General features: G+C 48.1%; 10 protein-coding genes. 2 read left to right on the top strand and 8 right to left on the bottom strand.

The features are described 5' to 3' along the window. Positions 1–65: 65 nt before the first annotated feature. The 3 genes from ACXAGR_RS18790 to ACXAGR_RS18780 are packed head-to-tail and all read right to left on the bottom strand — an operon-like array spanning position 66 to position 4,760. Positions 66–3,110: an efflux RND transporter permease subunit gene (locus tag ACXAGR_RS18790; RefSeq protein WP_474851888.1), complete on the bottom strand. Its 3,045-nt coding sequence runs from the start codon at positions 3,108–3,110 to the stop codon at positions 66–68. Then, positions 3,107–4,207, bottom strand: a complete 1,101-nt coding sequence (locus ACXAGR_RS18785; RefSeq protein ID WP_474845669.1) for an efflux RND transporter periplasmic adaptor subunit — start codon at positions 4,205–4,207, stop codon at positions 3,107–3,109. The genes ACXAGR_RS18790 and ACXAGR_RS18785 overlap by 4 nt, the downstream gene beginning before the upstream one ends. Next, positions 4,191–4,760 (bottom strand): TetR/AcrR family transcriptional regulator, encoded by a 570-nt coding sequence (locus tag ACXAGR_RS18780; RefSeq protein ID WP_474845667.1) that lies wholly within the window; start codon positions 4,758–4,760, stop codon positions 4,191–4,193. Before ACXAGR_RS18780 ends, ACXAGR_RS18785 begins: the two co-directional genes overlap by 17 nt. A 133-nt stretch (positions 4,761–4,893) precedes the next feature. On the opposite strand from ACXAGR_RS18780, the gene ACXAGR_RS18775 reads away from it, so the two are divergent. Beyond that, entirely contained in the window at positions 4,894–5,403 is a 510-nt protein-coding gene (locus ACXAGR_RS18775) for a hypothetical protein (RefSeq protein WP_119501029.1), read from the top strand. 69 nt (positions 5,404–5,472) lie between these two features. On the opposite strand, the gene ahpF is transcribed toward ACXAGR_RS18775, so the two are convergent. The 4 genes from ahpF to ACXAGR_RS18755 all read right to left on the bottom strand — a co-directional run bounded on the left by ahpF (position 5,473) and on the right by ACXAGR_RS18755 (position 10,928). Next, complete coding sequence (ahpF, locus tag ACXAGR_RS18770) at positions 5,473–7,056, bottom strand: alkyl hydroperoxide reductase subunit F (protein WP_474851886.1); 1,584 nt, start codon at positions 7,054–7,056, stop codon at positions 5,473–5,475. A gap of 82 nt (positions 7,057–7,138) precedes the next feature. After that, a complete protein-coding gene (gene ahpC / locus ACXAGR_RS18765; protein WP_119501027.1) occupies positions 7,139–7,702 on the bottom strand; it encodes an alkyl hydroperoxide reductase subunit C in 564 nt (187 codons plus the stop codon). Positions 7,703–8,105: 403 nt separating this feature from the next. Next, positions 8,106–9,782, bottom strand: coding sequence for a response regulator (locus ACXAGR_RS18760; RefSeq protein ID WP_474851884.1), 1,677 nt, complete (start codon positions 9,780–9,782; stop codon positions 8,106–8,108). 198 nt (positions 9,783–9,980) lie between these two features. Continuing rightward, complete coding sequence (locus ACXAGR_RS18755) at positions 9,981–10,928, bottom strand: diguanylate cyclase domain-containing protein (protein ID WP_474845659.1); 948 nt, start codon at positions 10,926–10,928, stop codon at positions 9,981–9,983. Between the two features lie 92 nt (positions 10,929–11,020). Between ACXAGR_RS18755 and ACXAGR_RS18750 the strand changes: the two genes are divergently transcribed. After that, positions 11,021–14,767: a PAS domain S-box protein gene (locus tag ACXAGR_RS18750; RefSeq protein WP_474851882.1), complete on the top strand. Its 3,747-nt coding sequence runs from the start codon at positions 11,021–11,023 to the stop codon at positions 14,765–14,767. Here ACXAGR_RS18750 and ACXAGR_RS18745 read toward each other — a convergent pair. Continuing rightward, positions 14,748–15,407 (bottom strand): 2OG-Fe(II) oxygenase, encoded by a 660-nt coding sequence (locus ACXAGR_RS18745; RefSeq protein WP_474851880.1) that lies wholly within the window; start codon positions 15,405–15,407, stop codon positions 14,748–14,750. The genes ACXAGR_RS18750 and ACXAGR_RS18745 overlap by 20 nt on opposite strands. Positions 15,408–15,546: the final 139 nt, after the last annotated feature.

Raw genomic sequence — 15,546 nt, 5'->3', positions numbered from 1 at the left:
AAGCACCGGCGCAAAATATGCGCCGGTACGAAGGGATATGACACTCACACACAAATAAGTCGTAATCAGTGACCCATGTCCTTCTCACTGAAAAACAGCGAATACAATACCGGTACCGCCACCAGCGTGAGTAACGTGGCAAAGGTCAGGCCGGACATGATAGTCACAGCCATACTTGCAAAGAATGCATCCCACAGCAGCGGGATCATACCGAGAACAGTGGTTAACACGGCAAGCACTACCGGTCTTACACGACTGAGGCTGGCACCGACAATCGCGTCTCTCAGTGCTCCGCCCTCTTTGCGGCGCAGATCGGTTTCATCCACCAGTACGATGGCGTTTTTAATCAGCATGCCCGACAGACTTAACAACCCGAGTAATGCCGTGAAGCTGAATGGCATACCGGTAAACACCAGGCCTGCTGTAACACCGCAAATCGCCATTGGCACAATAAACCAGATGAGCAATGCCTGCCTGACCGCATTAAACAGCAATACGGTGATCAGAATCATACTGAGAAAACTCAGCGGCAACTGCTGTCCCAGCGCTTTTTGCGCGTCGCGGGAGCTTTCAAACTCACCGCCCCACTCAAAACTGTAGCCGTCCGGCAGAGGCATGTTTTCAATCACGGCTGCCACGTTCCGGCGGGCTTCCTCCGCGGTGTAATCGCCGGCGGGTTCTGCCTGAACGGTCAGCGTGCGTACACGGTTACGGCGTTTGATAATGCCGTCGTGTGCCTGCACATCAAACTCTTTAATTACCTGTGTGATAGGGATAAAGTCCTGTTGCACTTCACTCCATATCAAACGATCTCTGAGCCAGTCCATGTTCTGACGCTCTGATACAGGCGGGCGGATCACCACCGGGATTTGACGTTCGTCTTCACGATAAATACCTACGGTTTTACCTACCGTGGCAAATTCCGTTGCGTCAGCAATATCAGTACGCGACAAACCGGCAATTTTCGCTTTCTGCTCATCCACTACCGGATAGATGGTGAATTCGCGCTGACGCCAGTCCTGACGCACATCGGTAATGGTAGGCTCCTGACGCATTAATGCTTCAGCTTTTGCTCCCAGTTCCCGCAGCACGGCAGAATCATTACCTTTAAAGCGCGCCTCTATTTTCGCACCGGTAGCCGGACCGAAGAACAAACGCTGAGTAAATACATCAGCCTGAGGATGCCGTTCACGTATTTGTGCCCGCAATTCGTTCATCACCACCGGTATTTCTTCACGGTTATGCGTGCGTACAATTAACTGACCAAATGACGGGTTTGGCAGGTCCGGTGAATACGTCAGCATAAACCGGCTTGCGCCCATGCCGATGAAACTGGTCACGTTTACTACCTCATCACGGGCTTTCACCAGTGCTTCTATATCAGCAATGTCAGCTTCAGTAGCGCGGATGTCGCTGCCCTGAGGCAAGGTGTAATTAATATAGAAAATGGGCGTATTTGACGGCGGGAAAAAGGACTGCTTCACCAGCGCAAAACCCATTACGCTGACCGCCGTCGTGGCAACCAGCACAAGTACGGTAATGCGGGGAAAGCGCAGCGCTGCACCCAGTAACCCCTTGTAAAAACGGTAGCCTCCGCCGTCATAGTGACCGGCATCTTCACCAGCTTCTTTTTGGGTAAACAGGTAGTGCCCCAGCAGAGGCGTTACCGTAACAGCCAGAATCCAGCTGAGCAGCAGTGATATACAGATCACCGCGAACAGCGAGAACATGAAGTCGCCGGTGGTATCCTGTGAAAGTCCGATGCCGGCAAAGGCAAGAATGCCGATGACGGTGGCAGCCAGCAGCGGGTACTGGGTTTGTTGTGCCGCATCTTCGGCAGCGGATACCGAGTCCTGACCTTTATGCATGCCTAACAGCATAGACTCGGCAATAACAATAGCGTTATCCACCAGCATCCCCATGGCGATAATAAGTGCGCCCAGGGAAATCCGCTCCATCTGGATTTCAAATATCCACATGGTAAGCACGGTACCAAGTACAGTAAGCAGCAATGTACCGCCAACCACAACGCCGACGCGCCAGCCCATGACCAGCAAAAGTACAGCAACAACAATGGCAACAGAAGCCGCCAGGTTCACCAGAAAGTCGCTGATAGCTGTATCTACCACAATATGCTGTTCATAAATCGGCAGAATATCCACGCCAAGAGGTAAGTGGGTACGCAGTTCGTCGAGGTGCGCTTCGACCGCGTGACCTATATCTACAATATTCCGGTCACTGCGACCGGCAATGGCCAGAGTAAACGCTTCGTGACCGTTATGTCTGACAACCTGTGACGGCGATTCAGATTCCACACGGTACACACGGGCAATGTCGCCGATGTGCAGTTGTTCGGTGGTGCCGGGCACACCGAATTTCAAACCTTTAATGGTTTCTTCGGAATCATCACCGGCAGGCAAAACCAGCCGGATCCGGCGCTCGCCCAGACGCATGCTGCCCGCATTGGCAATATCACTTTCGGTCTGAAATACGCTGGCAATACTGGACATAGAAATCCCCAGACTGGCCAGCTTTTCCTGCGTCACTTCCACATAAATAGTTTCTTCCGGCACGCCGGCCAGTTGTGCCTGTGTTACGCCCGGCACAGTGAGCACTTCACGTCTTAACCGTGTTGCCAGCTCCTGGCGCTGACGGTCTGAAAAACCTTCAGCCACCACAGCGTAAAACATGCCATATACATCGCCGAAGTCATCATTCACCACCGGACTGTTTGCTCCTGACGGCAATTTCATGGCTGCCGCAGACACCTTGCGGCGCAATTCATCCCAGGCCTGTTGCAAATTGTCACTGTTGAAGTCGTCACGGATCTCCACCGTGATCTGAGACTGCCCTGGCAGAGAACGGGAGGTAATATCACCCAGTTGCGCCAGCTGCTGAATAGTAGATTCAAGCGGTTCGGTAATTTCCAGCTCCACTTCCTCGGCAGTGGCGCCGGGATACGTGGTAGTAACGATAGCGGTTTTCACCGCGAAAGCCGGATCTTCCAGCTTGCCGATGGCAACGACACCGGTGACACCGCCAATCAGGCAGATCAGCATGAGCAGCCATACTGTCAGCGGATTCTTAATTGAATAAGTGGCGATTCTCATAGTACAGGCTTCTCCTTGTTAAATTCCCGTACTGTCATACCATCCTGCAGGCTGTCTGTGCCCGCAGCCACCAGCCGCATACCGGCCTCCAGTCCTGCTGTTACCTGCGCTTTATCATCACGGATAAGACCTACTGTCACCGGGTGATAAACCACTTTATCCCCTTCCAGCCGCCATACCGCAAAGTCTTCACTGCCAGAAGTATCAACAGCACTCACCGGCACCCACAGACCGACCGGCCCGATGGGGTTTGCCACGACAATACGCGCTGTCAGCACCATACCCGGCAGCAAGTCCAGATGCTCAAGGCGGGGCAATTTAAATGTCACCTGATAAGTTTGCGTTGATGTATTAATTTCAGTTTTATGCTCCAGATAACTTAAAGTTACCGGTTTGCCGTCGTCACCCGAAATCAGATTGCCGTTTTCATCTTCAAGATAAGCCTGGTACACCGGGTTTTCTTCCACGGCGTAGCGCATTAGCTGCTCAGGAACATTCACGTGAACCCGCAGATAATTAATGTTCTGTACCCGCAGCACAGACTGATTCGGTTGCACATACGAGAACTTTTCAACCAGACGGTTAGTGATCAGCGCATCGAAAGGCGCGTGCAGTTCGGTATATTCAATATTGATACCGGCATTCTCCACAGCCAGTTCCGCATTTTCATAAGCAGTTTCCAGCGCATCGAATTCACTCTGACTGATGTAATTATCGTTCTGAAGCTGTTTTCCACGTTCAAAATCAGACTTTGCCTTGCGGAAACTGGCTTCAGATTGTTTCAGGGCCAGCTCGTAATCCTGCGGATCCAGGGCGGCCAGCAATTCACCTTCCGGTACCACAACCCCCTGACGGTCTGCCAGCTGGTTTATGCGTCCGGCTACCTGAAAAGATAAATCCACCGTACTCAGAGCATCCACTCTGGCAACAAAGTGTCTGACGACTGTTTGATCGTCTGCGCCGACCTCATAAACCTGAACCAACGGTGGCGGCGGCGCTTTCTGTTCCTGCGCTTCACCGCTGCATCCTGCGAGCAGAAAAGCCGCAGATGCTGCTGCGATTGCCATAATTGACGGTAATTTAATCCTGATTTTCATTTCGTGCTTCCTCTAAGGCAATCGCTTTATTAATTAATTTCCCGCGCAGGGCAATGCGCTCTTCTGCTGTGAAAGGACTGATGTCCATCAGCTCCTGAAAGCTTAGTCCATCAGCCGCCAGCCACAACAGGGTGCTTTCATCCACCGCGTCGCGCTGTTCAATTTCTTCACGTTTGCTTTGCATCATTTCGAGCATGGGTGCCAATAACGACGAATTTTCCACCGCCGCGACCAGCAAAATTTTGGCCTGATGCACAGCAAGCTTTTCGTGTGCCCGCTGGCGGGTACGCAACAAATTTGTCACCGGTAACGCATCAGCATGGGCTTTCTCAACTTCATACAGTTCAGTTTTCATCATGCCAATCATGCTTTCCACCATACCGGCCAGTAATGCATCTTTGTTTTTAAAGTGATGCATAACACCACCTTTGCTCATTCCGCACTGCTTTGCCACATTGTCCAGGGTTAGCACCTTGGGCCCCTGTTCAATAGCAATTTCTGTGGCAGCATCCAAAATACGCTTTCGCGACGTATCCGCTTTTGATTCTGTCATCACTCTTCCAAAACAAACCAACTGGTCGGTTTTTAAATCAAATAAGCGCTTTTGTCAAGCAATATGCAGATCCGTTTATGGATCAGAGAGGTTTCATCAGGCTCTCCCTACCCTTTACGTGGGAAATTCGTGTATGCTCACTGATTATTTTCTTTATTCTGATGTTGTAATGATCGCCACGACACAGCGGCACCTGGTGAATATAGATATCCTTCTCAGTGATATCGAAATGCAGGAAAGCGGTTTTTACGCCGGTGCTGAACATCAAAAATACCTGAATGATTTACTCAGAGAACTGTCAGCACTGGAAGGCATGCTTGAGCATGAAACGGTACACTCTTTTCAACAGGCAGTGAGCAGTGCCGGACTTGAAAACGTATTTAAGGACAAAAGACTGGTAAGCATTTACCAGAAGCTTATCAGCAACGTTCTGGCGTATTGGCATACCGTAAATAAAATAGACGACATCCTCGCCAGCCGCTTCGACAGCCATTCAGAGAAACGCCTTGAACTGCTTCAGGCAAAAGCTTCACGGGCAAAGTCGGTATTTAAAACCGTTGCCATGGCGATGGGCAAAAACGATTACTCCCAGTTTATTACCCTGCTGGGTTTGCAGCATACAGACTGGGCGTGGCGGGAATAACTATCACAGTACGGCGGACATAAAAAAACCGGCATCACAGGATGCCGGTCAGTTCTTTATTGCGATGCGTTATGCATCAGCCTGTTCGTTTGCAGGGACTTCGTGAGTCAACAGGTATTCAAAGGCAGACAATGATGCTTTTGCGCCCTCACCCATTGAGATGACAATCTGCTTGTACGGCACGGTGGTGACGTCGCCGGCTGCAAAAATGCCTTTCTCGGAAGTAATACACTTATTATCAACGATGATTTCACCGTGTTTGGTCATATCCACGACACCTTGCATGAACTGACTGTTCGGTACCAGACCAATCTGGACGAACACACCTGCCAACGGTAACGTGGTCACTTCCTGCGTTTCGCGATTTGTGTACTCAATGGCCGTTACTTTGCCATTTTCTGCCACAATCTGATTCGTTGCTACATTGCGCAGAATGGTAATGTTGTCACGCTTTTCAGCCTGCTTAACCAGCACATCATCGGCTTTCAGCGTTGGCATAAACTCGAACACGGTGACAGACTTCACGATACCCGCCAGGTCAAGAGCAGCCTCGATGCCTGAGTTACCCCCGCCGATAACAGCTACGTCTTTTCCTTTAAAGAAAGGACCATCACAGTGCGGACAATATGCCACGCCATTACCTACGTTTTCTTTCTCACCCGGTACACCCAGTTCTCTCCAACGGGCACCTGTGGCCACAATGATAGAGCGGGTACGAATTTCTTCGCCGGATGACAACGCCACGATTTTAATGTCGCCACGTTCAATGTTTTCGACTTTCACGTGCTCTTTCAACGTGATGTCATAATCTTTCATGTGCTCCATCAGGTTGCCCACCAGTTCGGGGCCTGTGGTTTTCGGCACTGAGATTAAATTTTCGATACCCATGGTATCTTTTACCTGACCACCAAAACGGTCGGCCACGATGGTCACGTTTAAGCCTTTACGTGCACTGTAGATTGCGGCACTCACACCTGCCGGACCACCACCAATCACGGTTACGTCCTGCAGCGGCATGCTCTTACCCTTGTTCGCTTCTTTCAGCGACGGGTCGCGCTCTAACAGCTTATCAAGCAGTGTAGACGCATCTACCTTGCCGTTAGCGAATAACTCGCCGTTTAAGTAAACACTCGGTACACCCTGAATGTCTCTTTCTTCAATCAGTTTCGGATAAACACCGCCATCAATCATTTCAGATGTGATGTTAGGGTTTAATAATGCAAACTGATTCAGCGCCTGCACAACATCAGGACAGTTATGGCAACTTAAGCTGATGAACACTTCAAAGTGCAGCGGCTCGTTGACACCTTTAACGATGTTTTGCAGATTGTCGTCTACTTTCAGCGCTGTGCCTGACGCATGTAAGATAGCCAGGATTAACGAGTTAAACTCGTGTCCGCCCGGGATGCCGGAGAAACGAATACCGGTATCTTCACCGTCAGCTTCAAGCAAGAAGCTTGTCGCGCCGCGTAAAACGCCATTTGTATCACGTTCTTCCAACTTAATGTTGTCGCTTACACTTGCTACGCCAGACAGAAATTCAACCAATTCGTCACGCTTGCTGTGCTCGCCAGTCTGGACAACGAATGTTACTTCTTTCTGCATTGACGCGGTGTAGCCTTTCAATGCCTGTAAAATTTCTTTAGTTAACACGGTAATTCTGCCTTTTGCTTAGTGTTAAGGAGGTGCAGGCAGTTGCCTGCACCGTCACAAAGAGTTGGTAAACAACGTTACCTTAGATTTTGCCTACCAGGTCTAATGAAGGCGCTAATGTCGCTTCGCCTTCTTTCCATTTAGCAGGACAAACTTCACCAGGGTGAGAAGCAACGTATTGTGCTGCTTTAACTTTACGTACTACGTCGTCTGCTTCACGGCCGATACCTTCAGCAGTGATTTCCATTGCCTGTACGATACCGTCAGGGTCAACTACGAACGTACCACGGTCAGCCAGACCCATGTTTTCACGCATACAATCGAAGTTGCGTGTGATCTCACCGGTAGGGTCGCCGATCATTGCAAATTTGATTTTGCCGATGGTCTCAGAAGACGCGTGCCATGCAGCGTGAGTGAAGTGTGTATCAGTTGATACTGAGAATACTTCTACGCCACGGGCTTGCAGCTCTTCGTACTTGTCAGCAATGTCGCCAAGTTCAGTCGGGCAAACAAAAGTGAAGTCTGCAGGATAGAATACGAATACCGCCCATTTACCCTTGATGTCTTCACTACTTACTTCAACAAATTCACCGTCTTTAAATGCATTTGCTTTAAAAGGTTTGATAGCAGTGTTGATAATTGCCATTGGTTAATCTCCATTAAGTTAGTTTGTTGTGTGTCGTTCGCACCGGGCAACCGGTTGACTAATGGACACGGTATCTACGAATTAATCAGAAACATGGTTCGAACTTTATGGTTTGTTGAACCCGTCCCCGTTGACTTGTGATTAGAATAGTCGTGCAGGGTTCAAAAAGATAATTGGTAATATTGAAAGGCTTAATCAGTTTTTTTGATTATTGGATTTGAATTTGAGCGAAAAATGCAATTTATAGTCTGGCAAAGTATGTTGCCGGGATCAAGTGACAATACAATGAAGATTTCGCAACACAGCACAGCGGCGCGGGATGCCGGCAGCTAAAACGCAGGCGCCGGCAGCTAAAACGCAGGCGCCGACAGCTAACCCGTAGCTGCCGGCATCGGGCGATGTGTCAGGTCAGTAGAGAAGAGGCTGGTTCATCACCCCCGCTCAGTTGCTCTTCGATATTCAGCAAATGCACGTATTCGTTGCGCTTTTCTGCCTGGGTAGTGCCCAGACCGTCGCCGGATAACGTAGTAGCAGCTTTTACAGCCTGCTCCAGCTGTTCGTCGCTCAAAGGTTCTTTCTTATTCAGTTGCACCAGTACCTTAAGCAGGCTCAGCGCAATTTGCTTATTGCCGGGAGATAACGTGAGTGCCTGTCGCAGGTTATTGTACGCCGGCACAAAGCGATTCTCTTTGTAATTTACCGCAGCCATGTCTTTTAGCTCACGGGTGGTAAAATTAATCTCTTTGCGCTCGATAGATTCCTGTTTCAGGTATTCATCAACAACCTGACTGGTAAAGGTATCCCCGGCAATCTGTTTATGCAGTTTTTCCAGTAACGCCAGGCAATGCTCCCGCATACCCAGTTCATGGAACGCTTTCATTTTATCCAGGTTGTCTTCCATAGACAGACCGTCCGTATCCGGCTTTTTGGTCTTCATGAGCGCTTCGGCGGATTTTTTCTGATTACGCAAACACAATACTCTGGCATTGAGTACAGAAAATTGCTCGGTCAGTACTTTATCCAGTCCCTGCTGTTTACTCAGTTCCGCCAGTTCTGCTTCAACTTTTCTCACCAGCTTTTCAGCGTCACCGGCAGAAGCGGTGGTAGCCATATCGAGCGTTGCACGCATAACATTGAGGGTCAGTTCCGGCGAATCGTGAATTGAATTTTTGGCGTACTTTGCCATATTTTGCACAGCCATTAACTGACCGGGCTTGTCATGGTTTAACCTGGCAAGATCCCATAAGCGTTTGTTACGTTCGATATTCCGCGGCGCCAGCTTACTGGCCTCACGCATCTGTTCATACGCCTTATCAAATTCTTCCTTTTCAATGTAATACTGTGCAAGTAAATCGTATGTGAGGAAGCGGGTATCATCACGTTGCAGCAAATCTTCCACCAGGGTTTCAGTTTCTTCCAGTTTATTCTGACGAAGTAACGATCTGGCCAGTCCCATATGCACCCAGGCATGATCGTATTGCTGCAGCAGTTTCCTGAAATACACTTCTGCAGTGGTGTAGTCACGCAATGCAAGATAGCTTTCGCCGATTATACGCTTCAGGCGGGGATGGTATTCGCTGACGGACTTATCCATCAGTTGACGCTCTGCGTAATAAACAGCGGTAGAATAATCCTGTTGATTAAGACAACATTGTAGCTTATGCAGCTTACTTCTGATGTTAATCAGATAGCGCAACCGTTGCTCAATACGGTTGCGATCCAGCGGTTTGACCCAGAAATCTGCAGGTTGCAACTCAACAATGCAGTTCACCAGCGCCTGACTGGTTTCGGCACTGAGAAAGATAACCGTGGTCTTATCTGTGATATGACTGTGGTGCTTGAGCTCTTCAAACAAATGAAAGCCGTCTTTATCCACACTCACATTAAAAGCGATCATGACAAAGTCATAAGTGTTCTGCTCACAAAGGCGAACAGCGTGAAAGGCATTAAATGCACTGTCCACACGGCGGATGCCGACTTCTTTTAAGGCGTTGCTGATAACATCATGAACCAGACCCTGATTATCGATAATCAGGACTTTTAACTCTTCTGCGGGGACAAGTGGAGGAAACTTTTCCAATTTGTGTATCCAATCTTACTGCTAATCCGAATGCCTTTGCGTTTCTTCCCTGTTCAGTGGCAGCACACACTCGCCATGATAATTCCGTCTCACCGGAATGAAATGCGGCCTGCCATCTGTGTAAAGTTCGCAATATTTACCGTTTACAATAAACTGTTACGACTTTAGTAGCAATATGAAGCAGACCGGCTACGGGTTTTATCCTATTTTTTTTACCATAGGAAATGCAAGAGGCATAAATTCGGCGCGGTTCCTGCCCAGAGATTTAGCCCGGTATAACGCTTCATCCGCTTTGTCTACCAGGTCACGGCCATATACGCGGTTTTTCAGGGCACTGCGCATATCCATAACTGACACCCCAATACTTACAGTCAAAAAAGGGAAGGCTGAGGCCGTTTCATGAGGCAGCTTTAACTCGTTGAACACAGAAATGATGTACTCAGCCAGCGTCATTGCGCCGGCTCTGTCGGTCTCACCCAGTATAATACCGAATTCTTCCCCGCCCAGACGACAGCATAAATCTGTTCCCCTGCGGGCATTGTCTTTAAGTAATTTAGCTACGGTTATCAGGCAATCGTCACCTTTACCGTGGCCGTATTTATCATTATAGGCTTTGAAATCATCTATATCGATCATCAACAATGCCAGTTCGCTCTGACTACGCTGACAACGCTCGATTTCATGGGCAAGACTCTCATCGAACTTACGCCGGTTAGAAAGCCCGGTGAGAGGATCTGTGGCGGCCAGCGACTCCAGTTGCATAGTTTGCCGGTAAAGGCGCACATGGGTTTTTACCCGCGCCCGCAACAACGGCACTTCGATAGGCTTAGTAATGTAGTCAACCGCACCAATTTCGAAACCTTTAGCCTGGTCACTGACTTCGGTTAAACCGGTAACAAACACTACGGGAATACGGCGGGTACGCTCGTCAGACTTTAATTTCCGACATAAAGAAAAGCCGTTAATTTCCGGCATCAATACATCAAGAAGAATAAGCTCAGGCTCAGTTGAAATAGCCTGTTCCAAGCCATCCTCTGCATCCGTTGCAATAATCACTTCGTAATCTGTCGCCAGTGCTTCGGCGATCAGCCTGATTGTCGTAATGTCATCATCGACAATTAGCACGCGGGAACGTGATATGGGCATTTTTTGAAATCCTGTTTCTTAAACCAATAACAACTCGCAGTAATACAAAAACCTTTCTATTATGAAATACATGGCGAACAAAACGACTTTTTATGTCCAACGTATTAGATAACTTATTGCGTACTAACTTCATGCCGCACGGACACTGCTACCTGTGGAACCCGGAAATTTTGTGGCTAAATGTCATCTCTGACCTGCTCATTGCCACGGCATACTTCTCAATTCCCATTGCCATTTTTTACTTTGTCAGGCAGCGAAGCGATCTAAAATTTAAAGGTATTTTTATCCTTTTCTCTCTTTTCATCGCTTTATGTGGTGTGACGCATCTCATCAGTATCTTCGTTATCTGGCATGGTGCTTACGGCCTCCATGGTATCGCCAAACTCGTCACCGCCACTGTTTCGTGTATTACCGCCTATAAAGTATATAGTTCCATTCCTGCCGCTCTGCAATTGCCAAACGTTAATCAGTTAAAAAAAGCGATGGAAGACGCCAGCAATGCGAAGCTGGAAAATTTACGCCTGGAAAATGAATACCAGCAGGATTTAATATTGCGTGAAAGTACAGACAGTGCCCATGTGGGCATCATGGTGCTGGCTTCCGATGGTATAATTACTGTCGCTAACAAAGCGACCTGCTCTATTTTTGGTTATGAAAAAGATGAACTTGAAAATCGCCATATCAATCTGTTGGTGGCCACTGAGTTCACGGAAAAACATGATCAACTCATGCAACAATTCATCGACGGCAGCGCCATTGATGCGGCACTGAGCATGAACCGGATAGTGACCGGTTATAAAAAAGATGGCAGCCCTGTACCTTTGGAGATCCGTCTTAACCGTGCTCAACACGATGCGCACATGGTTTATGTGTCTGTGCAGGATATCAGCGAACGGTTACACAACGAGCAGGCATTAGCGGCCAGCCGCTCCACCACCGACAGCCTCATTGAACATATGCCATTGGGTGTCCATTTTTATAAATATCATCAGGAAGAGTTTGTATTACTGAAATCAAATACTATTGCTGACGGACTGCTTTCAGAATGCGAGCCTGATGTATTTATTTCACAGCCTGCGCTGACAGCAAAGATGCAATCTGTCGCAGAAGGCCATGAAAAAGCGATTAAAACCGAAATTACTCTCCCCATTCCCGGTTTACAGAGTCTTCAATTGTATTTGTTTCATACTTCCCCGGGTAAGCTGGTCGTGATGTTTGAAGATGTCACTGAAGCAAAACAGTTTCAGGGGCAGTTGATTGAAAGTGAAAGCATCACGCGAAGAGCAATTAACGCTTCCATTGCAGGCGTCTACATTTTCGATGTAAAAAACAGAAAAAATCAGTTTGTTAACGACCGCTATACTGCAATTACCGGATACTCTCTTGAACAGCTCAATAATCTGAACGGAGGTATCAGTTCGCTAATCCACTCCGAAGACCTGGGCAAGGTTAAACATCATTTCCATCATCTGCTCAGCGATCCTACCGACGGTAATGTATTCACCCTCCAGTACCGTGTAAAACACGCCAATGGAAACTGGTTATGGTTAATGGCGCAGGATGTGGTCTTCGACAGAAACGACAAAGGCCGGCCACTCAAAATCATGGGATCTTTTCTGGATATCACACCACTGAAAAAGATGCAGGACAATCTGTTATCACTGAAAGATAGAGCTGAAGATGCCAATCAGTCTAAAAGTGAATTTCTGGCCAACATGAGCCATGAAATCCGCACCCCCATGAATGCTGTTATCGCATTAACAGACATGGTGCTGAAAATGGAAATGGGTAATAAGCAGCGGGAGTATCTGAAAAAAGTGCAGGCTTCGTCCCGCTCTTTACTGCAAATCCTTAACGATATTCTTGATTACTCTAAGCTGGAAGCCGGCAAACTGGAAATCGATAACACACCTTTTGATCTCTACAAAATGTTATCAAACAGCCTGCACCTGTTCTCTACCACGGCGACACAAAAGAACCTGTTTATCGATTCAGACGTCGGAAAGAGCGTTCCCAGATTTGTTATCGGTGATGCCACACGCATTGCTCAAATCATCAACAACCTGTTGGGTAATGCGATTAAGTTTACCGAAAAAGGGGAAGTCACCCTGTCTGTAACTGCCGAACTCAGTCCCGTATCCGGCACGTATATGGTGAAGTTTGCGGTATCAGACACCGGCATCGGCATTGATAAGGAGAAGCTTGAAAGTCTGTTCAGGTCTTTCTCTCAGGCGGACAGCTCTATTGGCCGCCGGTTTGGCGGCACCGGTCTGGGCCTGTCAATTTGTAAACACCTTGCCACATTGTTAAACGGTTCATTGACTGTAAGAAGTGCGCCTGGTGAAGGCAGCACGTTTACTCTCACCTTGCCGCTTATCGCAGACGCCCATCATGCCGCCACACTGGAAGGGAAATTGCTGAATGCCAGGACACTGATTATCGGGAATTCTTCACGGCATATTCCTGTTATAGAACAGTACTTTACCTCTGTGGGCTGCGAGGTCAGCATTGTCGACAATTACAACTACCTGCATCAGAAATGGGACACAGATTTCGACGTTGTTATGATTGATATGACAACACTGAATAATGCAGAAAAAGGCTCAGTTATGGAAGCACTGCTCAGCAATCAGCACGATAATATGATAACGAAAGGCGTTATCTTTTTGAGTTCTGAAAGCCATTTTCATGAAAAAGCCAGTGATATTATTTTAAGCACGGCATCGGCCTGGCTTGTCACGCCTTTTGTGATGTCCGACCTTGAAGAATCCGTCACCGCTATTTTAAATCGTAATCACACGTTAAAAGACAGGACAAAAGAAAAACCGCCACTGATGTTCAGCGGCGCATCTGTGCTGCTTGTGGAAGACCATCCAACAAACCAGTTTGTCGCTACAGAGTTGTTGAATGCTGTAGGGCTGGAAGTAGTCGTGGCTGAAGATGGCGTTGAGGCCATCAGTAAGTTTCAGAAGAAACCTTTTGATATTGTGTTGATGGATTTGCAGATGCCGAATATGGACGGATTTACCGCTGCCCGCAAAATTCGCGACTTGCCGGTGGGTAAAACCATTCCCATTTATGCTATGTCTGCTGCGGTGATGGAGTCGGATAAAGAAAAAGTGGTGTCGACCGGTATGGACGGACATATCGCCAAACCTGTAGTCAGAGAAGACTTATACAAACTGCTGGAAAGAGTACTGGTCAAAAAAATCGCCAAAGCAGATTCAGTCGTCAGGTTGCCCCGGGACCAACAGGATCAGGATGATGCAGCTATCCGTAAAGCTCTGGCGACCACGCTGATTGGCTTCGACATTGATGCCGCCACAGGCAGACTGGGAAATGATGTATTGACGTATCTGGGTTTGCTGGAAAACTTCCATCTTCATTTTGCCAAATTTGATGAAGAACTCAGTGAGCATGGCGACGATGAAAAGATTGGCCGGCGCCTGCACACGATGAAAGGCTTATCCATGTCCATCGGGGCCACCCGGCTGGAAACCCTGGTTAAAGAAGCAGAGCACTTACACAAATCAGGTAAACTGCAGTCAACGCGGGATTTGAGAAAAGAATTTAATATCGTTTACAACAATACCGGTAAGGCGCTGAAGGCTTGCAAGCCTTTTATTGAACCGGAGGGCGGTGAAACGAAAGCCGGACTGGATGAATTAATTCTGGCCGTTAAAAACCATCATTATCTGCGCAAGAGCGACGTTGAACCTTACCGGAATACACTGGAAGACAAGTACGGTGAGGATGGCAGTGAAGCTATTATCACTGCCATCATAAACCTTGATTACAAAGAAGCGATGAATCTGCTGGTTACTGAGGAGGGTCAATGACGTCACCGATGGTGCCGTTAACCCTGTACCAGCCAGCGATAGACGACCGGCTGCGGGTAGCCGGCAATACTTCATGAGGAAATTCCTCACTCAGAAACACCACAACCGTACCGAACTTAGGTAAAACGCGAATGCCGGTTTTGTCTTCTTCACTGGTATAAACGACCAGATGACCGCCTTCAGCCTCCTGCCAGTCCGGATTAAGGTAAGTGACCAGAGACAAAACCCGGTTCGTCTGACCTTTGAAGGCATCGAGATGACGTTTATAAAATGCCCCGGGTTGATACACGGCAAAATGGCTTTCAAAGGAATACAAACCCAGCATCAGATTACGGTTCAGGAACTGTTTAAGCTGTGCAGTCCACGACAGCCAGTCAGCGCCCGCCGCTGACGAGCCGTCTATCCAGCAAATTTCATCCCGCCGTACGAAGCTGTTTTCCTGAAAGTCAGTACTGCGGCCTATGCCGGCAGCCTGAAACTCAGCTTCATTCATCGCATTGTTTTGCAAAAATAAAGCATTCGCTAATGCTTCGGGTAGAGCATATTCTTGTACGCTGTATCCCTGCGAATAAATGTCATCCGCGATACGGGTAAAAAGCGACGTGTCGACAGGAATGTCATCAGCCAGAAGTGCAGTCATTATTGTGTGTGAGTAAGTAAAAAAACTGGCGGACTTATACGACGGAAAAGTGGTTTTGGCAATCAATTTTTAACCACTGTGACAAGGTGATGGAAAGGATCTTTTCTTTCTGTCATGGTGTATACATCCGGTGTAGTAA

It is taken from the genome of Alteromonas sp. ABH4_457 (assembly GCF_056160625.1).
Note: the sequence above shows the minus strand (reverse complement) of the source record. Positions and strands in the feature narration are given on the sequence as shown.